The sequence below is a fragment of the Rhodococcus sp. WAY2 genome (assembly GCF_009859915.1).
Taxonomy (GTDB): domain Bacteria; phylum Actinomycetota; class Actinomycetes; order Mycobacteriales; family Mycobacteriaceae; genus Rhodococcus_F; species Rhodococcus_F oxybenzonivorans.
In genome coordinates, this window is the sequence record NZ_CP046572.1 from 4,867,926 (window position 1) to 4,888,192 (window position 20,267).

A 20,267-nucleotide genomic window follows, 5' to 3' on the forward strand; every position below is an offset into this window, starting at 1 on the left:
CGCCTCTCGATCACCGGCCACGGCTGGTGCATACCAACGAGCCTAGTCGGTTTGTTTCCAGTCCGAAACTGGGCCGACCTCTGTGGAAGCCGGATCCGACGCAGCACACTCACGTGAAAGTGATGGCGAGAAATGCGGAGATGTAGGCAAGCCCGAAGAGAATCGGGATCCACTGCTCGATATGGGACAGGGGCCAGTACCGGGACCGGTCGTTCCCCTCACCCAAGGCCCACCATTCAGCACGCCAGAACGGCGAGGCCGGAAGGCGTTCCTCGAGGGCGCCGACGACCTGATATTTCGCACTGTTCAGGAGGCGGTAACTCCGAACCAGATAGAACCAGGCGAAACACTGACCGAGCACCGCGATCAGCGGGATCACCAGCCACCACGTCCTGTCCGGAAGTGAGATTTTTCCGAAGGCCGCCACGAGGGCGAAGATGCCGGTGTTGAGGCTCAAGAAAAACGAGTTGGTCAAGCCTCGTCGGGCGCTGATCCGGTCGGCCATCTCTACGTAGATCCGGTATTGATCGAGCACCGCGCTCTCATAGGGGATGGCGCGGCCATGAGATCCCGTCTTGCCTTGCGGGTCGTTCCAGAGTCGGTGGCACAGCTCGGATCGATGATCGTCGGCGTGCATCGTCTACCTCCTACCGGCATCGGCCGGATTGTGTGCGCCATCAGTTCCCGGGTGGGGTGTCGTCGGCGGGAATTGGAAGTCCGGGGCAGAGTTCGACATAGTCGATGTCGGGGGAAACCCATTCGCGCCACTGTCGGTGGCTCATATTCATGGTGAGCTTGGCGCATAGATTGGCTGCCCAATCTGCCGGTGTGATGGCCCATTGCCAGATCTGGCCGTCGACACCGCCGGAGACCACCGCCCCGCCGTCCGGGCTGAATGCCACACTGCGCACCGCATCTGTATGCCCACTCATTGGCGGGCCGATCGGCATGCCAATGTCCGTATCCCATAGCCGTACCGAGCGGTCGTAACCGGCGTAGGCGATGCGGCGGCTGTCCGGGGCGAAGGCTACGCTCGCAAGCGGACCCGCCTGCCCGTCCAGAGGTTCGCCGACCGGTTGCCGCGTCTCGGGGTCCCACAGCCGGATGGTGCCGTCGAGACCGCTGGAGACTATGCGCTGCCCATCCGGCGCGAATGCCACGGTCGTGACCTCACCCTGGTGTCCGGTCATCGGTTCGCCGATGGGTTGGCGGGTGTCGGGGTCCCACAGCCGGATGGTGCCGTCGCTGCCTCCGGAGGCGATCTGCCGCCCGTCCGGGGCGATCGCGACGCTCACCACAGCATCCCGGTGCCCGGTCATCGGTTCGCCGATGGGTTGGCGGGTGTCGGGGTCCCACAGCCGGATGGTGCCGTCGAGACCGCCGGAGGCGATGCGCCGCCCATCTGGGGCGAATGCCACACTGAATACAAAATTCTGGTGTCCGGTCATCGGTTCGCCGATGGGTTGGCGGGTGTCCGCGTCCCACAGTTGCACGGTGCCCGACTGGGCAGTCGTGCCGTTTGGCGCTGGGGCGGAACTGCCAGAGACGATGCGCCGCCCGTCCGGGGCGAACGCCACGCTCGTCACCACGCCTTGTCCGGATATCAGTTCGCCGATCGGCGCACTGAGATCCGGGTCCCACAGCTGTAGGGTGCCGTCAGAACCCCCAGAAATGAAACGCCGCCCGTCCGGGGCGAACGCCACGCTCAAAACACTGCCTTGGCCGGCCGAACCGATTTCGACATCCCACACCCGTACCGTGCCTTCGTCGCCGCCACCGGAGATGACCCGTCGGCCGTCGGGGCTGAATGTCACAGACAAGACCCAACTTTCGTGTCCCGTCAAAGGTTCCCCGATGGGTGCTCCGGTATCGGCGTCCCACAGCCGTACGGTGCCGTCGGCACCGCCTGAGACGATCCGTGTCCCGTCGGGGGCGAATGCCACACTCGCTACTGCACCCGCGTGTCCGGTCATGGGCTCCCCATTGGGTGCTCCGGTGTCGGCATTCCACAGCCGTACGGTGCCGTCGGTACCACCTGAGACGATGCGCTGGCCGTCCGAGTCGAATGCCACGCTCACGACCATGCCGTCGTGCTCGGTCATGGGTGCGCCGAGCGGTGCACCGGTGTCTGCATCCCACACTCGTACGGCGCTGTGGACGGGTCCGCCGGAACCGACAACGAGGCGGCGCCCGTCCGGGGCGAATGCCACGCTCAATGCCATGCCGTCATGCTCGGTCATGGGTGCACCAAGAGATGCTCCGGTGTTCGCGTCCCATACCTGAACTGCGCCGCGATTGACCAAGCCGCTCGAAGTCATTTCACTCGAGCCAATGACGATCCGCCTTCCGTCCGGACTGAACTCCACGCTCGACACCTCGCCCAGGGCCGCGGTCATCGGTGTGCCGAGTGGTGCTCCGGTGTCCGCATCCCACACCCGCACCGTGGTGGCACCGCCGGACGCGATGCGCCGCCCGTCCGGACTGAACCTCACAATGACCACCTCGCCCTGGTTTCCGGTCATGGGCGGGTCGATCGGCTTGCCGGTATCGGCGTCCCACAGCCGTACGGTGCCGTCGACACCGCCGGTGACGATGCGCCGCTCGTCCGGCGAGAGCGCAATGTCCTTCACGTCCGTTGCTGTGGTCTCGGCGATGTCGAGCAGTTCCTTCCGTGCGAGTACCGCGTCGAGCAGGGCAGCCCGCTCTGGTTCGGAGCCGATCGACTGCGCGGCCAATATCTGCTTCAGCGCGCGTGCGTCACCGCCGGGTCGGACGCCGGCGAGCATGGACTGGGCTTCCGATACCAGCCGCACGGCAATCGCCTGGTTCCGCTGGCGTATCGACTCCTGCCGTTGCACGAATGCGAGCGTCGCCGCGGCGACCGCGAGGACAGTCAACAAGACCAGGCCGGTGATGGCGGCTCGCCGTAGTCGCCGGAAGCGTCGTTGTTCGCGTAGGTCCTCACCGGCCAGGGCGTATTTGGGCTTGCCATGGATGGGTGCGGCCAGATCGGTAATTTTCTCCCTGAACATCGGTGACGTGGGATCCCACGGCGCGTCCTCGGTGACGTCGACATAAAAGGGCTCTGCGGACAGAATTCCCGGCTGGGTCAGGACCGGCAGGGCCACATCGGACCGGTCCGGGTCGAACCGTCCAGATGCCTCGTCCCAGGTCAGATGCCCGTCGGTAACGACGAACAGCAGCCGGTCCGGTCCGTGCCGCTCGAGCCAGTGGGTGACCTCCTTGTTCACCCAGCCCGACGCGACCGAATGGGGCGACAGCACCACGATCAGGTACCGGGCGCGGCCCATCGCCTCGGTCACCCTGCCCCACAGGTCGGGACTGGCGATCAGATCGGTGGCATCGCGAAATACCCGCAACGCGTGCAGCTGGCCCATTCGACGGCCGATGCGGTGCAGACCCTTCTGGATGCCGGCGGCGACCGGCCGATCATCGTGGGCGTAGGAGATGAAGGCGTCGTATTCGAACCGCTCTTCTTCTCCGCGGGCCTGCTGCTGTCGCGGAGCCTGCGCAGCCTGAGCACACATGGGTGATTCCTCCGCTCTCGAGCCGGTGCCGAGTCACGTGGACGGCACTATTCGAGCCTGGCGTAAACGAGCCCGGATATCGCGAGTAGTCGACTACTCGGCTTTCGCGGCGAGCTTGTCGATGGTGGGTTTCGCAAGGTCGTGACCAGCGGGATCTGGATCGGCGCAGTTGCGGTGCCCTGAATCCACAGTGGGGAGTGAGAACCCACCGCATTCATCGTCGGCGGCGTTTGGCGCGGGCGGCGAATTCGTCGAGGACGCGGACGACGTCCTTGGCTTGCCAGATCCGGTTGCGTCGTCCGTCGGTGATTTGGGTGAGGATTTCGGCGTCACTTCGTCTGGATCGTGGATCGATCGCGATGGCCGCCACGGAGCGAACGCTGCGGACAAGGCACGGTCCAACCCCGCGACCCGGACGGACTCGCGCAGCAGCAGCGCTCCCGACGACGAGATCAACGACTCGCGGCCGCGGTCGAGAACCAGACTCGGATAGGGGTTAGTCTTCCCCTGCGGAGCTCCTCTCTGAGTGGCGGACCTTGACCGTCGACAAGTCAAGAATCCACTACCAGGCAGGCACTTCCGTGATTTACACGCCCTCACCCGGTGTAGGACGAAATCCCGAGGTTGAGGGGCCTGCCGGGGTCAGCGCGCAGCGATGCTCGCTCATCGCGCGTATCTGCGACGTGACTCGTCTGGACTCAGATCGCAGGGACCACGCCTGCTAGGGCCACGTAGTCGACCCTCGTTGCGAAGCCTGAAACACCGCGCGGAAATAGTCGTCGCTCAGACGATGAAGCGCCTATGTGACGCTGCGCTCAGAGTAGGCAGATTGCGATTAGGGCTGCTAAGTTTTTTCTATATGCGGAGTGAGCGCTCCGGTTGTGGTAGGGAGAATCTATGGAAACCGCTTCACGGCGGGCGCATTATCAGCTGACATTTGCGGTGCTGACTGTTGGTGTCGGTGCCTTTGCCCTGCTGCAGTCGCTGGTGATCCCGGTGCTGCCCACGCTCGAGGCGGCGCTGGGTACGACACAGGCCGATATCACCTGGGTGTTGACTGCCTACCTGTTGTCGGCGTCGATCTTCACTCCGGTGATGGGACGCCTCGGTGACATGCACGGCAAGAAGCGGGTGTTCGTGGTGGCCCTTGTTTCGCTGGCGGTGGGGTCAGTGCTGGCAGCCCTCGCCTCGTCGCTGTCAGTGATGATTGCGGCACGGGTGATCCAGGGGATCGGGGGCGGGGTGTTGCCGTTGGCCTTCGGGATCATTCGTGACGAGTTCCCGGAGGAGAAAGTGGTGGGAGCGGTGGGCATGATCGCCGCGCTCACCGCTGTCGGCGCCGGTCTCGGTATCGTCCTCGCCGGTCCTATAGTGAGCGTGCTGGGTTACCACTGGCTGTTCTGGATTCCGCTGATCATGGTCGTGCTGGCGGGGTTGGCCGCGCAGATCCTGATCCCCGAATCCCGTTTTCGCACTGCCGGGAAGATCAACTGGCTCACCGCGCTGTTGCTGTCGGGGTGGCTGGTCGCGTTGTTGCTCGGGGTGAGTCAGGCGCCCGCGTGGGGGTGGGGTTCCCCGATCGTCATCGGGCTGCTGGTGGCTGCCGCGGTCATCGTGGCGGTCTGGGTGACGGTGGAATCGCGGTCGGCCAACCCGCTGATCGACATGACGATGATGCGGATCCGCAGCGTCTGGGCCGCCAACCTGTTAGCGCTGCTGATGGGGGTCGGCATGTACGCCGCGTTCGGCTTCCTGCCGCAATTTCTCCAGACACCCACGTTCGCCGGATACGGCTTCGGTGCGTCGCTTACCGAGTCGGGTCTGATGCTGCTGCCGGTGAGCGTGGGCATGTTCGCGCTCGGACTCGCCTCCGGCCGCCTGGCGGCGCGACTGGGTTCGAAAAACTTGCTGATCGCCGGGTCGATCGTCAGTGCGGTCGGGTACTTCATGGTGGCGTTTCGGCACGAAACCGAGATAGACATTTACATCGCCATGTCGTTGGTCGGGATCGGTTTCGGCCTGGCCTTCTCGGCGATGTCGAATGTTGTCGTCGCCGCGGTGCCACCGGAACAGACGGGTGTCGCGAGCGGCATGAACGCGAACATCCGCACGATCGGCGGCGCACTGGGGGCGGCATGCATGGCCACCGTTGTCACCGCCGGGGCGCCCTCGTCGGGGGTTCCGCCGGAATCCGGCTACACCCACGGATTCCTCATGCTGGGTGTCGCGGTGGGTCTCGGCGCGGTCGCGGCCCTGTTCATCCCGGCAATTCAGCGGAACACGAGCACCAATCTCGAGCAGTCGTCCGAATTGCGACACCCGGAGCTCGCGATGGTCGCCGCAGGCACGCTGGTGGGCGACGAATCCGAATGAGGTCCGATGTGAGCGTTCAGGAGAGTGGCAAGGCGCTGCGCCGCGACGCCGCGGAGAATCGGCAACGGCTCCTCGATGCGGCGGCGACCGTGTTCAGTGCGCGCGGCCTCGATGTGGGTGTCGACGAGATCGCCCGGGTCGCCGGCGTCGGCGTCGGCACCCTCTACCGCCGGTTCCCCACCAAGGATGCGTTGATCAGTGAACTGGTTCGCCAGGTGCTCGAGGACTTCGTGGCCCTGGCCCGGGATGCCCGTTCCGCGCCGGTGGGCGAGGGGCTGGAGCAGCTGCTTTACGGCAGCGGTGCCATCCTGGCGTCGAACCGCGGATGCCTGTCGCGTATGTGGAATGACGACGAGACCACGGTTCTCAAGAATGAATATCGTGAGATCCTGGTCGAGTTGCTGGCGCAGGCCAAGCGGCACGGCCGGATCCGCGAGGATGCCACGGACGCGGACCTGGATTTGGTTCTGTGGTCCCTGCGCGGTGTCGTCGCGACGACCCGCGGCGTCACCGACACCGCGTGGCGGAGAATCCTGGCCGTGATGATCGCGGGATTGCGGCCCGGCGCAGAGACACTCGGAGTGCCACCGATGAACTCCGAGCATGTCGAGCACATCAAGGAACTGCTCGACACTCGATAACGGCCTTTGCGTCCGTTCCCGGCCGGGGTGCGCGGCGAAATCTTTCGTCGCAACGAACGCGAGGTGAAACTCCGTTCACCCCGTGGTGCACATGGTGGAGAATGCTCGACTCGACAAATGTTGGTGAGGAACCTTGATGAATTCCGTAGTCACACAGTCCGAATTCCGTGGTGCCGGTGTCACCCTTGCCGCCGACCGGTGGGATCCACCGACGGCTGATGCCGGCGGATCAGGCGCCGACAGGAAAGGTTTGGTCCTGTTGTTGCACGGCGGCGGGCAGACCCGGCATTCCTGGCGAAACACCGGGCGCAGCCTCGCGGCGGACGGGTGGTCCGCGATCGCGCTGGACGCACGCGGGCATGGAGACAGTGAGTGGGCGCCGGACGGGGACTACGGCATCGATGCGCTGGTCGCCGACCTGACCTTAATCATCGGCGAGCTGGGGGAGAAGCCGGTACTCGTCGGTGCCTCGATGGGCGGGATGACGTCGTTGATCGGGCAAGGGGAGAACCCGGAACTCGCGCGCGGTCTGGTCTTGGTCGATATCGCACCGAAGGTGGAAACGGCCGGCACCGCGGAAATAATGGACTTCATGCGCAGCGGCCTCGATGGATTCGGCAGCCTCGACGACGCTGCAGCGGCGATCGCAGCGTATACCCCGAACCGGGTCCGCAAGCCCAACCCGCAAGGGTTGCGCAAGAACCTTCGCCTGCGTGATGGTCGCTGGTATTGGCATTGGGATCCGGCGTTCCTGCGCCAGGGTGACGAACCGACCCGCCAAGCGGATTCGATCGTGCGCTATGAACGCGCCCGGGACGCCGCCGCGGCGATCTCCGTGCCCACGATGCTCGTTCGTGGCAAGCAATCGAATGTGGTCAGTGAAGAAGGCGCCCAGGAACTGCTCGAGCTGATTCCGGCCGCCACACTGATCGATGTTGCCGGGGCCGGTCATATGGTTGCCGGCGACGACAATGATGTCTTCAGTGGGGGATTGAAGGAATTCCTCGACGAAGACGTTGCCGCATCGCGTCACTGATACAAAATACAGCGGCCTCGGTGGGGAATAACAGGTGCGCCAACACGGTCCGCTGCACAAGAGTCGGGGGCCGTCTGCCAGTCACCGGCGAGCGCGGCGCCCGGCGATCACATGCGAGTGGGTCGGCAAGCGTGGATGTGCCGTACCGGACGGAGCTGTCGGGACGACCACATCAGGGGATCGTGTATTGGATCGGCGCAGTTGCAGTGCCCTGAATCCACAGTGGGGAGTGAGAACCCACCGCATTCATCCTCGGCGGCGTTTGGCGCGGGCGGCGAATTCGTCGAGGACGCGGACGACGTCCTTGGCTTGCCAGATCCGGTTGCGTCGTCCGTCGGTGATTTGGGTGAGAATTTCGGCGTCGACCAGGCGGTCGATCGCGATTTGCGCGTTGGCGCCGGTGACCCCCAGCGTGGAAGTGACGAGCTTGCTGTGGACGACCGGTTGGCGAAGGAGGAGGTCGGCGAGGCGGTGTACCGCGGCGTCTCGTCGTGCCGTCACCCGGGTGCGCCAGTCGGCTCGAACCGATTCCAGGTCCCGGACGAGGGTGCGGCCGTTCGCGACGGCGGCGAATGATGCTTCCGCGATCGACTGCACGATCGGCTCGAGGTTGCCCGACCGGTACTCGCCGAGGGCTTGAAAGTAGGTGGCGGTGTCGTGCAGCAGGCCCGCGGACACCGGTACGGCGACGCTCCGGGTGAGCTGCCCGCCGCGCAGCATCGCCTGGATAAGGGCGCGACCGACGCGCCCGTTGCCGTCAGGGAACGGGTGGATGGTTTCGAACTGTGCGTGTGCGACCGCTATTTGGGCGACCACGGGTACGTCCACCCGGTTGGCGAAGGCGATCAGGTCGTCGATCAGTTCGGGAACGCGGTCGTGATGTGGGGGGACGAATTGTGCGGTGTGTGGTCCGAGGCTTCCGCCGCCGATCCAGACCTGCTGTTGCCGCAATCGGCCGGCGGTGTTCGGATCGCCGTGTTCGAGCAGTGCCCGGTGCATCTGCAGGATCGCGTCGGCGTCGATGCGGTCGGACAACTCCAATGCGGCGGTCATGGCCCGGACGTTTCCGACGATCAGGCGGGCGTTACGGGAGGCGTGCTCGCCGAGTTCCGCCAGCGCGATCTGGCGTGCTCCGCTGGTGAGGTTTTCGATCTCCGAGCTCGATGCACTCTCGGTGCGCAGCAGAATGGATGCGAACGGGGCGGTGATGTGGCCGACCTCGGCGTCGAAGCGGGTGAGTTCGGTTGCCGCTTCCTCCGTCACCGCCTGTAGTTCGCCGTTCAGTGAGATGGTCCGGTTCGCGATGAATGGCGGTACCGCCGCGCGGTAGGGGCCGGCGGTGAGGCGACGTTCGCGTCGAGATCCGTAGTCGGCGGTGGTGCTGACCCAGGGATGGTCCTCGTAGGCGACGGGCGGCCATCGCTGTCCGTCATCAACCGATGTCATACGCGGACCATACTATTGGTTAGCAATTTATCCAATGGTATGAGTAGTGAACTTTGTGGGAAACGGATCATGATGAACAGACGTAAACCGCTGGGTGTTCGCCAGGTTGTGACCCAGCGGGATCAGAGCCTCCTTGTTAGCGTGACCGCATGAGAGCTCGTGAGGAATCCGCCGTGCCGCTCGAGCGGCGCACGGCCGGCCTCACGCGGTACGACGAGTACGCGGTAACCATTCCGGCATCCGGTGACCGCGCGCTCGTCCTGGTGCCGCAGGGTGCGGCACCGTCCGCAGCCGTCTACTACCTTCACGGACGCACGGCCGATGAAACGTCGATCGATGAACGGGCCGGCGTACGCGACGGTCTGCTCGACGCCGGGTTTGTCGTCGTCAGCCCCTACCTGCACGGCGATCTGTGGGGAAACCGAGATGCCCAGGACGCGTTGGGTGCCCTCCATGACTGGGTGTCGTGCCGGTGGCCGGTGTCGCGCCGGTTCCTGATCGGCGAGTCGATGGGGGCCACCACCGCCGCCAACGCGATACGCCTGCGGGAAATACATTGGGCGGGAGCTGTATTGGTCGCTCCGTCATTGTCGATGCGGGCGGTGTGGGAGCGGGGAGAGCATGGCCGCGACACCCTCGCGGCGGCGTACGGGCTGTCGGCCGACGGGCGCGACCTGGAGTCGAAGACTGAAGCATGGGATGCCGTCCGCCACGAGCCGGATGCCTATGCGGGCGTGCCGATCCGCGTGTACGCGTCGCCGGAGGATGCGGTGGCGAACATCGCCGAAGTGACCGGGCCGTGGGTGCAACGGCTGCGCGCCGCGTCGATGGCCGCGGAATTGATCGTCGTGAGCGGCGAACACGTGTCGCCCGACCACTTCCGCGTCGACGACATCGTGGCCTTCTTCACGAAGCAGTCGTGAGCATGCGATAGCGCGACGACCGTTGGCCGGTTCCAGGCGGCTAGGTCGCCAGCCCGAACACCTCAGGTTCGACCAACGCGGTCAACGCCGCTTCGCCAACCGGCTCTGTGGGCTGCATCGGAACGATCGCGACCCGCGGGTGCGCGACGACATCGATTTCCGATTGCTCCGCCGCAGCCCGCCGCCGGAGCAGGTCGGACATCGGTTGTGCGGCGGCAAGCGAGTTGTTGATTATCCACGCCCACGGCGTGATTCCTGCGCGTTGCAGGTCGGCTTGTAAGCCTTCGGCCTCGAGCCGCGGAACGGTTTCGGCGAGGGTAACCAACAGGATCTTCGTCTCCTCCGGGTTCTGCAGCCGCATCAACGGAGTCGTGAAATTCGTGCTGTCACCCATCTGGCGGGCGATCTCCCGGTGGTAGGACCCGGTGGCGTCGAGGAGTAGCAGGGTGTGTCCGGTGGGGGCGGTGTCGACGACGACGAACTTGCGCCGAGATTCGTGGATGACCCTGGAGAAGGCTTGGAAGACGGCGACTTCCTCGGTGCACGGGGAGGCTAGATCCTCGGCGAGGGTGGCGCGGCCCTGCTCGTCGAGGGCGGCGCCTTTGGTGGCCAGCACTCGATCCCGATACTGCGCGGTGGCCTCGGCCGGATCGATCCGAGAAACCTCGAGGCCCGCGAGGTGTCCGTCGAGGGTGTCGGTCAGATGGGCAGCCGGATCGGTGGTGGTCAGGTGCACGTCATGTCCTCGCTGCGCCAGGGCGACAGCGATCGCGGCGGCGAGGGTGGTCTTGCCGACCCCGCCCTTGCCCATGCACATGATCAGCCCGTGATCGGCGTCGGCGAGTTCGTCGATGAGGGCGGACAGCGGCGCCTGCGGCACCGGTGTTGCTTCTGCTGCGATGGCCTGCGGCGTGGCGTCAGGATTCGCCGTGAACAGGCTCTCGAGTGCGCTGATGCCGACCATGTTGGTGGGCTTGAGCTCGACCTGGTCGGACGGCAGAGCGCACAGCTCACGGGGAAGACCATCGAGGGCAGCCCGTTCGCGCCGGTAGATCGCAGCAGCGAGCTCGTCCCCGTCCTCGGGAGCGGGAAGGACACCGTTGATCACGACGTACTGGTGGGTGAGCCCGATGTCGGCGAGTTCGGTATAGGTGCGGGCGATTTCGGCGAGCGGGGATCGCTGCGCCCGGGCGACCAGAACCAGCCGGGTGCGCTGCGGGTCGGCGAGGGCGGCGACCGCGTCCGCGTAGATGCTGCGTTGCTTTTCGAGCCCGGACATCGGGCCCAGGCAGGAGGCATCGCCCTTTCCGTCGTTCAGGAAGTCGGTCCACGATCCGGGCAGTTGCAGCAGCCGGATGGTGTGCCCGGTGGGGGCAGTGTCGAAAAGCACGTGATCGAAGTCGGCGACGGCGTCGTGGTCGGTGAGCAGAGCGGTGAACTCGTTGAACGAAGCGATCTCGGTGGTGCACGAACCCGACAGCTGCTCGGTGATCGACGCCAATTCCTTCTCCGGCAACAGTCCACGCACGGGTCCGATGATGCGTTCGCGGTAGGCGTCGGCGGCCTGCTCGGGGTCGATCTCGAGCGCCGACAATCCGGGCACGGCGAGAACGTCGGTGATGGTGTTGCCGATGGTCAGCCCGAACACTTGCCCGACATTCGACGCCGGGTCGGTACTCACCAGCAGGACCTTGCGGCCGGCGCGGGCGAGGTGAATAGCTGCGGCGCAGGCGATGGAAGTCTTCCCGACCCCGCCCTTACCGGTGAAGAACAGGAAGCGGGGCGGGGAGTCGAGAAACTTCATAACAGGCAAAGCCTTTCAGCAGCAGCTGGAGCTGTTGTCGTCTGGGGCGCAGCAAGATCCGGCGTCGGTGAGCCCGAGCATGGCGATCCCGGCCGGAGCCGCGGACGGGGCCTCGGTAAGTCCGGCCCACTTGGCGAGCTGGGCGCGGTTGGGATAGCGGCCGGTCTGCGCGGTGACCCCGTCGACGAGTACCAGCGGCAGACCCTCGGATCCGGAAACCTGCAGGAACGCCTTGACCGGTTCCCGCTCGGCGAATGCGAGGGGTTCGCTGGCCAGGTTGAACCGGGCGATGTCTCCGCCCTGGGAGCGGACCCAGTCCATGTCGGCGGAGAAGGTGACCAACGCCTGGTCGACGTCGTCGCCGCAGACGCCGGTATTGCAGCACAGGGCGGGTTCGAAAATTTCGATGGTGCTCACGAGCAGGTTCTCCTCGGGTATCAGGGCTGGGTGGTGCGGAGTTGGACGGCGAGCTGATCGACGCGGGCGGCGATGTCGTCGCGGACCAGGCGCATCCGCTCGATCCCGTCGATGCCGCGGTCGGACGGCTCATCGGTGTCCCAGTTCTCGAACCTGGTCCCGTCCACGGGGTCGACGTGTGCTTCGCGGCCGAGGGTGACCACCACATCGACGTCTCGAACCAGCTGCGGGTCAACGGGTGTCGGAGTTTCACCGGCGATGTCGACACCGACCTCGAGCAGGGACTCCGCGGACAGGGCGTTGACGGCGGTGCCGGGTTTGGTTCCGGCGGAGTACACGTCGACGCCGTCGCCGGCTGCTTTTCGCATCAGCCCGGCAGCCATCTGTGATTTGCCGCCGTTCTTCACGCACACGAACAACACGGAGGGTTTCGTCATCGGTCGGTCCCCGTCTCAGGCGGTGGCGGGAACGAGTTCGGCGATCAGCGCCTCGACCCGGGAGCGGATGTCGTCGCGGATCGGACGGACCGCCTCGACGCCCTTACCGGCCGGGTCCTCGAGTGCCCAGTCGCGGTAGCTGACCCCAGGGAAGACGGGGCAGGCGTCGCCGCAACCCATGGTGATGACGACGTCGGAGGTCTGGACGGCGTCGGGGGTGAGAATCTTCGGGGACTGGCCGGAGATGTCGATGCCGATCTCGGCCATGGCCTCCACAGCGGCGGAGTTGATGGTCTCCGCCGGGGCGGATCCGGCGGAGCGGACCTCGATCTGATCACCCGCGAGGTGGGTGAGGAATCCGGCGGCCATCTGGGAGCGGCCGGCGTTGTGGACGCAGACGAACAACACGCTGGGTCGGGAAGCCATGCGAAATGCCTTTCAGAGGTAGGTGTCGATCAGGAGTCGTGATTGTCGAGCGTCACGGCTGGCGTGGGCGTGCGTTGCTCGGCGAATCTCTTACGCAGAGCGAGCGAGACGTACACGAGTCCGACGAGGACTGGCACCTCGATCAGTGGGCCGACGACACCGGCGAGTGCTTGGCCGGAGGTGGCGCCGTAGGTGGCGATGGCGACGGCGATGGCGAGTTCGAAGTTGTTGCCCGCGGCGGTGAACGCCAGGGTAGTGGTGCGCTCGTACCCGAGACCCATTGCGGCGCCGAGGGCGTAGCCGCCACCCCACATGATGGCGAAGTAGGCGAGTAGCGGTATCGCGATGCGGACGACGTCGAGCGGCTGGGACGTGATCTGCTCGCCCTGCAGGGCGAAAAGGATGACGATGGTGAACAGCAGCCCGTAGAGCGCCCACGGTCCGATGCGGGGGATGAACTTGGACTCGTACCAGATACGGCCCTTTGCCTTTTCGCCGTAGCGGCGGGTCAGGTAGCCGGCGAGCAGCGGGATGCCGAGGAAGATGAGCACCGACTTCGCGATCTGCCACGGAGAGGTGTCGATAGTGGTTTGCTCGAGGCCGAGCCAACCAGGCAGAACCGAGAGGTAGAACCAGCCGAGGACGGCGAACATGATTACCTGGAACACCGAGTTGATCGCCACCAGCACGGCGGCGGCCTCGCGGTCACCGCAGGCGAGGTCGTTCCAGATGATCACCATGGCGATGCAGCGGGCCAACCCGACGATGATCAAGCCGGTGCGGTACTCGGGCAGATCCGGCAGCAATAGCCAGGCCAGGGCGAACATCAGCGCCGGGCCGAGGACCCAGTTCAGCACGAGGGACCCGACGAGGAGTTTGCGGTCGCCGGTGACCGTGTCGAGACGGTCGTAGCGGACCTTGGCCAGCACCGGGTACATCATGATCAGCAGACCGAGGGCGATCGGCAGGGAAATTCCGTCGACCTCCACCGCGGACAGGGCATCACCCAGACCGGGGATCATCCTGCCCAGCAGCAGCCCGGCCACCATGGCGACGCCGATCCACACCGGCAGATATCGGTCGAGAGTAGACAGTTTGCCGACGACGGCCGGGTGGTGTTCGGTGGTGGTTGCCTCGCTCATGCCGGCACCTCCGCCGCGCATGTCTCGGATGGCACGACGGGTCCACCTTCGGTGAGCAGCACCGCGGACAGCTGCTGCAACGCGGAGGGGACCACCCAGTAGTAGACCCAGGTGCCGCGGCGTTCGCAGTCCAGCAGTCCCGCCGACCGGAGCACCTTCAGATGATGGGAAATCGTCGGCTGGGACAGGTCGAATGTTTCGGAGATGTCGCACACGCACGCCTCCCCACCTGCGTGAGAGGCCACGAGGCTGAGCAGGCGCAGGCGGACCGGGTCACCGAGGGCCTTGAACATCCGGGCCAGATCGCCGGCCCAGTCCTCCGTCAACGGTTCGCGTACCAGCGGTGAGCAACACACACCACTCTCCGGCAGTTCCTGATTCGACATAAGTCGATATTGACAGACATCGAATCAGTCCACAAATGAACAGTCGACGAATGGGCTTGGGTACATGCTTTTCTGGATACAGAAACAGATGTATCGTTTGGGTGTGGACACTCTGGTGCACGGTGATGCACTTGCCCGTTTCGGGTACGCGCTGTCGGATTCGACGCGCACGCAGATCCTGCTGCGTCTGCGGTCAGCGCCGGGCTATCCGTCCGAGTTGGCCGAGCAGATCGGGGTGTCGCGGCAGATCCTGTCGAATCATCTGGCGTGCCTGCGGGGCTGTGGCCTGGTGGTCGCCGTTCCCGAGGGGCGACGGGCTCGCTATGAACTGGCGGATCCTCGTATCGGGCGTGCGCTCGACGACTTGATCGGTCTGGTCCTGGCCGTCGATCCGTCCCATTGCCCGACGGCGGATTCCGACGGGTGCTGCTGATGGCGTCAGATCTCGGCACCCCGGGGATGCGGCCACCCGGTCTGTCGGCGGATCGTCGCCAGTTGCTCTCGCGCCGAATTCGGTGGTTGGTGGCCGCGACGATCAGTTACAACGTGATCGAGGCGGTCATCGCGTTGACCGAGGGCACTAGGGTGTCCTCTGCCGCGCTGATCGGATTCGGGCTGGACTCCGTGATCGAGGTGTCCTCGGCGGTCGCCGTAGCCTGGCAGTTTGCGGGCAAGGATCCCGAAGCGCGCGAGAAGATCGCGCTGCGGATCATCGCTTTCTCCTTCTTCGGACTCGCGCTGTATGTGAGCGTCGACGCTCTCCGGTCGCTGATGGGGCTGGGCGAAGCGCAACATTCGATTATCGGAATCGGTTTGGCTGCTGTGAGTTTGGCGGTCATGCCGGTGCTGTCCTGGGCGCAACGGCGAGCCGGACGTGAACTCGGCTCCCTCTCCGCGGTCGCGGACTCCAAGCAAACCCTGCTGTGCACCTATCTGTCCGCCGTCTTACTGGTGGGCCTGCTGGTCAACAGCCTGTTCGGCTGGTCCTGGGCGGATCCGGTTGCTGCGCTGGTGATCGCGGTGATCGCGGTCAAGGAAGGGGTCAACGCCTGGAAGGGAGAGAGCTGCTGCGCCGCACCGGTCAATCCCACCCCCGATGCCGCGACTAATGACTCCGAGTGCTGCGGAGACTGAAGTGAGGCGCTCGAAGATCGCCGCCGCGGCGTAATCGAGGAGGTCGTGAGTGTCCGCCGGGTGCCGGCTCAGGCCGGTGCGGGTGAAATATCGGTGGCCGCGGGCAGCAGACGCGGCACCAACCGGACGTAGATCACCATGCCGACGACCTCGACGAGGGTCTGGGTGACCACGACGACCGCGGCGACCGCGAGGTGGTCGGGCAGGGCCAGCGCAAGGGGCAGCACGACCAGGGAGTTACGGGTTGCTCCGCTGAACACCACGGCCCGCCCCGACGGCGGGTCCAACCGACACAACCGGGCGACCAGCAGTCCCGCGAACGCCATCACCACCAGGAACACCACGTAGAAGGGCACCACCGCGGCCACATCGGCAACTTGGCCCTCGAGCTTCGGCACCTGGGAGGCGACCACCACCAGCAGGGTGGCCGCCATCAGCGGAACCATCAGTGCGGTTGCCGCCGCCGATGCGCTCCGCCCGGATTCCGCACGCGCCGACCAGAACTGGGTGGCCCACGCCAACACGAGGGGGATGACGATCAAGAGAATGAACGCGGTGACGAAAGGCTTGACGTCGACGATATCGGACAGGTCCGAACCGAGGAACAGCACGAGAAACACCGGGAGCAACAGCATCTGGGTGAGCAGCAGCAGCGGGGTCGCCGCGAGGAGACGGCGGCTGCTGCCGCCGGCCAGCCTGGAGAAGACGATCACGTAGTCCACGCACGGGCACAGCAACACCAGCAGCACACCGATCCGCACCGCCTGGTCGGCGGGCAGGAAGGTGAACATCGCGGCGACGACGAGCGGGACGAGCAGGAAGTTGACCGCCAGGATGGCCGCCAGGAACCGGCCGTCGCGCAGGGACCGCAGCAGTTCGGCGGCAGGCACCTGCAGGAACGTCACGAACAGCAGCGCGCCGAGAACCGGGTTGATCGCGTGCTCGAGGCCAGGGCCCGCTGTCGGTGCGGCCCAGCCGATCCCGGCGCCGGCGACCATCGCCGCGAGGTAGATCGCCACCTGGTGCCGTTCCATTCGCGCGACCACACCCTGCGGCTGTGCCACTCCTCGTCTCCCTCGTCGGTTCGTATTTTGCCTACGCCCAAGGCTCGGTCATTGTCGCGCACGTGGCTCGGCGACCGGTCATCGTCGGCCGGTCGCCGTCATGCCCTCACTCCGAACAGCTCGGTCACCAACGGCTCGGCCGCCTCGGGGGCGCGTACACCCAACACCAGGGTGCCGGGGGTCAGCTGCAGGGTGAAATCGAAGAACGCGCAGCAGCTCTGCTCGGCCGCGGCCAGCCGTGCCACGTCGGCGACCAGGTCCGGATCGGCCGGGAACCGCAGTCGCAGGCCGCCGTCGATGTCCTCACGGCCTGTCGCCGAGTCCAGGACCTGCTGCCACCGCTGAATCCGTTCGCCCTTCTGGTCGCCGCCGAGGGTGCACGCCACCGGAGTCGCCGGTCTGTCGTCGATTGTCGGTGCCGGTGCCGGTGCCGGTGCCGGCTCGCGCCGGGTCCGGGTGAACGAGACCGCGACCGGTGTCGTCGGGGCGGTTGTGAGGCAGCCGCATTCGGGTCCGCAAGCGCCTGTCGGCGGGGGCTGGGACAGGTCGGTGCGGACACGGGCCAGGTGCGCCGAGAACGCGGAAAGTTCGGCGATCCGGCCGTCCGCATCGGTGATGCGCTCGGTGATCATCGGCAGCATCCGCTGCCGCACGTGCGCGCAGACCCCCTGCTCCCACACCTCGAGGAGCTCCCGGATTTCCTCGAGCGGCAACCCGAGAAGTTTCGCCGAGGAGATGAACGCCAACCGGTCTACCGCGTCGTCGTCATAGACCCGGTAACCCGACGCGGTCCGCGCCGCGGGCAACAAGCCCGCGGTCTCGTAGAACCTCAGAGTCGTGGCCGGCACCGCGGAGAGCTCCGCGAGTTGGGAGATCCTGTACGTGCTCATGTCATCGACGGTAAACCTTCAACTCGACTCGAAGGTCAAGTCGAAGGTTGCGAACACCGTTCAGGTCGTCGCTGCGCTGCGGCGTTCGAGGAAGACGGTGTCGCGCCACATACCGTCGAGTTGGGCGATGCGTTCGCGGACGCCGACGGTGCGGAATCCGGCGGAGTGGTGGAGGGCGATGCTGGCCCGGTTTTCCGGGAAGATCGATGTCTGCAGCGTCCAGATACCGGCGTCGTCGGCGGCGATGACCTGGGTGCGCAGCAGGGTCTTGCCGACGCCGCGCCCGCGCATGCCGTCGGCGACGTAGATCGAGTTTTCCGCGACGCCTCGGTAGCAGTCCCGTCCGGATGTCGGGCTCAGCGTGGCCCAGCCGGCCACCGTGCCGTCGATCTCGGCGACCCACCGATGGTTGGGGAGCCACTGTGCATCCAGGGATTCCTGGGTGGGCACTTCGGTGGTGAAGGTGGCGGTGCGGGTGGCGATGCCCTCGCAGTAGATCCTGCGCACGTCCCCCCAGTCCTCGTCTGTCATCGGGCGGACGGTCACGTCGCCGGGGAGGTCGTCCGGGCAGCACGGGCGCGAGGTCAGCACGCCCATGACCGCGTCCGCGGCGTGTGGCAGTCCGGTGCAGCAGGAGGGGTTGACCGTGACGACGGTGCTGGTGCGGCTTTTGTTCACGGTGACGAAGCCGACGTCTGCGAGCTTGCGGACGTGATGCGAGACGGTGGGCTGTCCTATTTCGAGGGCGTTGGCGAGCTCACCGACCGTGATCCCGGCAGGCCGGGATGCGACCTGGTGCAGCAGCCGGACCCGGGTGGGGTCGGCCAGGCAGGCGAACCAACCGGCGTAGGTGACCGCATCTTCGGTCGCCAGCGCATCGTTCGGGCGGGTAGTCCGGACGGCCGACATCTCCACGGGGCTCATGACTTCACTATATCGATATGCGTCGATGGTTGCATTCATCGACGAGCATCGATACTCTCCGGAATCAGTAGATCGATGAACGTCGATGAAAGGATTTCGAGATGAATGCTTTGCCTGTGGTCGTAGTGGGTGCGGGGCCGATCGGCCTCGCCGCCGCCGCCGAATTGCGTGAGCGCGGCCTGACTCCGCTGGTCTTCGAGCGCGGTCCGCTCGCCGGTGCTGCCGTCGCCGAGTGGAACCATGTGCGGTTGTTCTCCCGTTGGGGGGAGTTGATCGACCCCGCCGCTCGCCGCCTGCTCGAGGCGACCGGCTGGGCAGCCCCGGACGATGACACATATCCGACCGGCCAGGACTGGGCCGAGAACTATCTGCAGCCGCTGGCATCCACGCTCGGCGACGTGGTTCAGCTGGACACCGAGGTGATCGGGGTGGCCCGCCGCGGCCGGGACCGGGTGGTCGACGCCGGCCGCGACACCGAACCACTGTCGGTGCACCTTCGCCGCTCAGGCGGCACCGAGGACCGCATCATTGCTCAGGCGGTCATCGACGCCTCCGGCACCTGGGGCGCCCCGAACCCGCTCGGCGGCGAAGGCCTGCCGGCTCTCGGCGAGAAGGCTGCTGCGGACCGGATCGAGTACCGGGTCCCGAACCTTGCCGACGCCGCAGTGCGAGCAAGGTATGCGGGCAAGCACACCGTCATCGCCGGCAGTGGCCACTCGGCGCTGACCGCGATCGTCGCGTTGGCCAATCTGGAGAAGCAGGCCCCGGGCGCCCGCATCACGTGGGTGTTGCGCCGCGGTGACGTCGGCTCCACGTTCGGCGGCGGTGAGGACGACCAGCTGCCTGCCCGCGGCGCCCTCGGCCTGCGGGCCAAGGCGGCCGTCGATGCCGGACTGTTGCAGGTGGTTCCCGGGTTCCGCACCGCGACAGTCGAACCCGGCGGTGAGCGGGTGGCGTTGGTCTCCGACACCGGGGCCCGCATCGAAGACGTCGACCGGGTGGTGGTGCTCACCGGGTTCCGGCCGGACCTGTCCTGGTTGTCGGAGATCCGACTCGGCCTCGACCCCGTGCTGCAGGCCCCGACCCAGTTGGCGCCGTTGATCGACCCGAACGTGCACTCCTGCGGCACCGTCTACCCGCACGGGGTCGCCGAACTGTCACATCCCGAGCCGAATGTGTTCGTGGCCGGGATGAAGAGCTACGGCCGCGCCCCGACCTTCCTGGCAATGACCGGGTACGAGCAGGTCCGCAGCATCGCCGCCGCCCTGAGCGGGGATCACGACGCCGCGGCCCGGGTCGAGCTGACCCTGCCCGAGACCGGGGTGTGCGGCGGCGCCGGGGTGTTCGACGAACCCGAACCCGCCGCTGAGGGTGGCCGCGGCGCCGCACCGGCTCCGCAGCTGGTGACTCTGTCTGCCCGTCCGAACGGATAGCAGGGAAGGCCGGTGAGCGTCCGCGAACCCCGGCAATGATGTAGCTACCAGCTACGCTTGTAGCAAACAGCTACACCACACGGGAAGCGAAGCGATGCAAAGTCCTGCGGACAAGGTCACGCGCTTGGCGGCAGACCTGGTGTCCAGCGCGATGGCCGAGGGAAAAAGGCAGCACCGAAGACTGTGGGGTCTCGTCGCTCAGGCATTCCCACGTTGCGATCATGCGACCGTGTACGACAACAG

General features: G+C 66.1%; 20 protein-coding genes. 7 read left to right on the top strand and 13 right to left on the bottom strand.

From position 1 onward, the window contains the following. Positions 1–109 precede the first annotated feature (109 nt). The 3 genes from GFS60_RS22050 to GFS60_RS22060 all read right to left on the bottom strand — a co-directional run bounded on the left by GFS60_RS22050 (position 110) and on the right by GFS60_RS22060 (position 3,918). Positions 110–637, bottom strand: coding sequence for a RipA family octameric membrane protein (locus tag GFS60_RS22050; RefSeq protein WP_159924594.1), 528 nt, complete (start codon positions 635–637; stop codon positions 110–112). Positions 638–677: 40 nt separating this feature from the next. Beyond that, a complete protein-coding gene (locus GFS60_RS22055) occupies positions 678–3,548 on the bottom strand; it encodes a TIR domain-containing protein (RefSeq protein WP_159924596.1) in 2,871 nt (956 codons plus the stop codon). A gap of 214 nt (positions 3,549–3,762) precedes the next feature. After that, positions 3,763–3,918 (bottom strand): hypothetical protein, encoded by a 156-nt coding sequence (locus GFS60_RS22060; RefSeq protein ID WP_236603242.1) that lies wholly within the window; start codon positions 3,916–3,918, stop codon positions 3,763–3,765. 527 nt (positions 3,919–4,445) lie between these two features. On the opposite strand from GFS60_RS22060, the gene GFS60_RS22065 reads away from it, so the two are divergent. From GFS60_RS22065 to GFS60_RS22075, 3 genes are all read left to right on the top strand, one after another. Continuing rightward, entirely contained in the window at positions 4,446–5,921 is a 1,476-nt protein-coding gene (locus GFS60_RS22065; RefSeq protein WP_159924598.1) for an MFS transporter, read from the top strand. After that, positions 5,918–6,562: a TetR/AcrR family transcriptional regulator gene (locus GFS60_RS22070; protein ID WP_159924600.1), complete on the top strand. Its 645-nt coding sequence runs from the start codon at positions 5,918–5,920 to the stop codon at positions 6,560–6,562. Before GFS60_RS22065 ends, GFS60_RS22070 begins: the two co-directional genes overlap by 4 nt. A gap of 136 nt (positions 6,563–6,698) precedes the next feature. After that, on the top strand, positions 6,699–7,598 hold the full coding sequence (locus GFS60_RS22075) for an alpha/beta fold hydrolase (protein ID WP_159924602.1): 900 nt from the start codon (positions 6,699–6,701) through the stop codon (positions 7,596–7,598). 246 nt (positions 7,599–7,844) lie between these two features. On the opposite strand, the gene GFS60_RS22080 is transcribed toward GFS60_RS22075, so the two are convergent. Continuing rightward, a complete protein-coding gene (locus GFS60_RS22080; RefSeq protein ID WP_159924604.1) occupies positions 7,845–9,044 on the bottom strand; it encodes a Fic family protein in 1,200 nt (399 codons plus the stop codon). Between the two features lie 149 nt (positions 9,045–9,193). Between GFS60_RS22080 and GFS60_RS22085 the strand changes: the two genes are divergently transcribed. Further along, on the top strand, positions 9,194–9,967 hold the full coding sequence (locus GFS60_RS22085; RefSeq protein WP_159924606.1) for an alpha/beta hydrolase family protein: 774 nt from the start codon (positions 9,194–9,196) through the stop codon (positions 9,965–9,967). A gap of 40 nt (positions 9,968–10,007) precedes the next feature. On the opposite strand, the gene arsA is transcribed toward GFS60_RS22085, so the two are convergent. The 6 genes from arsA to GFS60_RS22115 are packed head-to-tail and all read right to left on the bottom strand — an operon-like array spanning position 10,008 to position 14,579. Beyond that, entirely contained in the window at positions 10,008–11,771 is a 1,764-nt protein-coding gene (gene arsA, locus GFS60_RS22090; protein ID WP_159924608.1) for an arsenical pump-driving ATPase, read from the bottom strand. A gap of 15 nt (positions 11,772–11,786) precedes the next feature. Beyond that, complete coding sequence (gene arsD / locus GFS60_RS22095; protein ID WP_159924610.1) at positions 11,787–12,188, bottom strand: arsenite efflux transporter metallochaperone ArsD; 402 nt, start codon at positions 12,186–12,188, stop codon at positions 11,787–11,789. 20 nt (positions 12,189–12,208) lie between these two features. Then, positions 12,209–12,625, bottom strand: a complete 417-nt coding sequence (locus GFS60_RS22100) for an arsenate-mycothiol transferase ArsC (protein ID WP_159924612.1) — start codon at positions 12,623–12,625, stop codon at positions 12,209–12,211. A 15-nt stretch (positions 12,626–12,640) separates the two neighbouring features. Further along, positions 12,641–13,051, bottom strand: a complete 411-nt coding sequence (locus tag GFS60_RS22105) for an arsenate reductase ArsC (protein ID WP_159924614.1) — start codon at positions 13,049–13,051, stop codon at positions 12,641–12,643. Between the two features lie 29 nt (positions 13,052–13,080). Further along, a complete protein-coding gene (arsB, locus tag GFS60_RS22110) occupies positions 13,081–14,193 on the bottom strand; it encodes an ACR3 family arsenite efflux transporter (RefSeq protein ID WP_159924616.1) in 1,113 nt (370 codons plus the stop codon). Further along, the gene (locus GFS60_RS22115) at positions 14,190–14,579 is read right to left on the bottom strand and encodes an ArsR/SmtB family transcription factor (RefSeq protein ID WP_159924618.1); all 390 of its coding nucleotides are present in this window, start codon (positions 14,577–14,579) and stop codon (positions 14,190–14,192) included. Before GFS60_RS22115 ends, arsB begins: the two co-directional genes overlap by 4 nt. Positions 14,580–14,682: 103 nt before the next feature. Between GFS60_RS22115 and GFS60_RS22120 the strand changes: the two genes are divergently transcribed. Together GFS60_RS22120 and GFS60_RS22125 are read left to right on the top strand one after the other, a co-directional pair. Beyond that, positions 14,683–15,012: an ArsR/SmtB family transcription factor gene (locus GFS60_RS22120; protein ID WP_201453419.1), complete on the top strand. Its 330-nt coding sequence runs from the start codon at positions 14,683–14,685 to the stop codon at positions 15,010–15,012. Next, positions 15,012–15,713, top strand: coding sequence for a cation diffusion facilitator family transporter (locus tag GFS60_RS22125; protein WP_159924622.1), 702 nt, complete (start codon positions 15,012–15,014; stop codon positions 15,711–15,713). The genes GFS60_RS22120 and GFS60_RS22125 overlap by 1 nt, the downstream gene beginning before the upstream one ends. Positions 15,714–15,781: 68 nt before the next feature. Here GFS60_RS22125 and GFS60_RS22130 read toward each other — a convergent pair whose 3' ends face one another. The 3 genes from GFS60_RS22130 to GFS60_RS22140 form a co-directional block, all read right to left on the bottom strand. Beyond that, on the bottom strand, positions 15,782–16,747 hold the full coding sequence (locus GFS60_RS22130) for a bile acid:sodium symporter (protein WP_201453639.1): 966 nt from the start codon (positions 16,745–16,747) through the stop codon (positions 15,782–15,784). Positions 16,748–16,875: 128 nt separating this feature from the next. Then, entirely contained in the window at positions 16,876–17,667 is a 792-nt protein-coding gene (locus GFS60_RS22135) for a MerR family transcriptional regulator (protein WP_159924624.1), read from the bottom strand. A 60-nt stretch (positions 17,668–17,727) separates the two neighbouring features. Beyond that, entirely contained in the window at positions 17,728–18,591 is an 864-nt protein-coding gene (locus GFS60_RS22140) for a helix-turn-helix domain-containing GNAT family N-acetyltransferase (protein WP_159924625.1), read from the bottom strand. A gap of 101 nt (positions 18,592–18,692) precedes the next feature. On the opposite strand from GFS60_RS22140, the gene GFS60_RS22145 reads away from it, so the two are divergent. Next, positions 18,693–20,024 carry an NAD(P)-binding domain-containing protein gene (locus GFS60_RS22145; protein WP_159924626.1) on the top strand — a complete coding sequence of 444 codons (1,332 nt, stop codon included), beginning with the start codon at positions 18,693–18,695 and terminating at the stop codon, positions 20,022–20,024. The last annotated feature ends 243 nt before the right edge of the window (positions 20,025–20,267 follow it).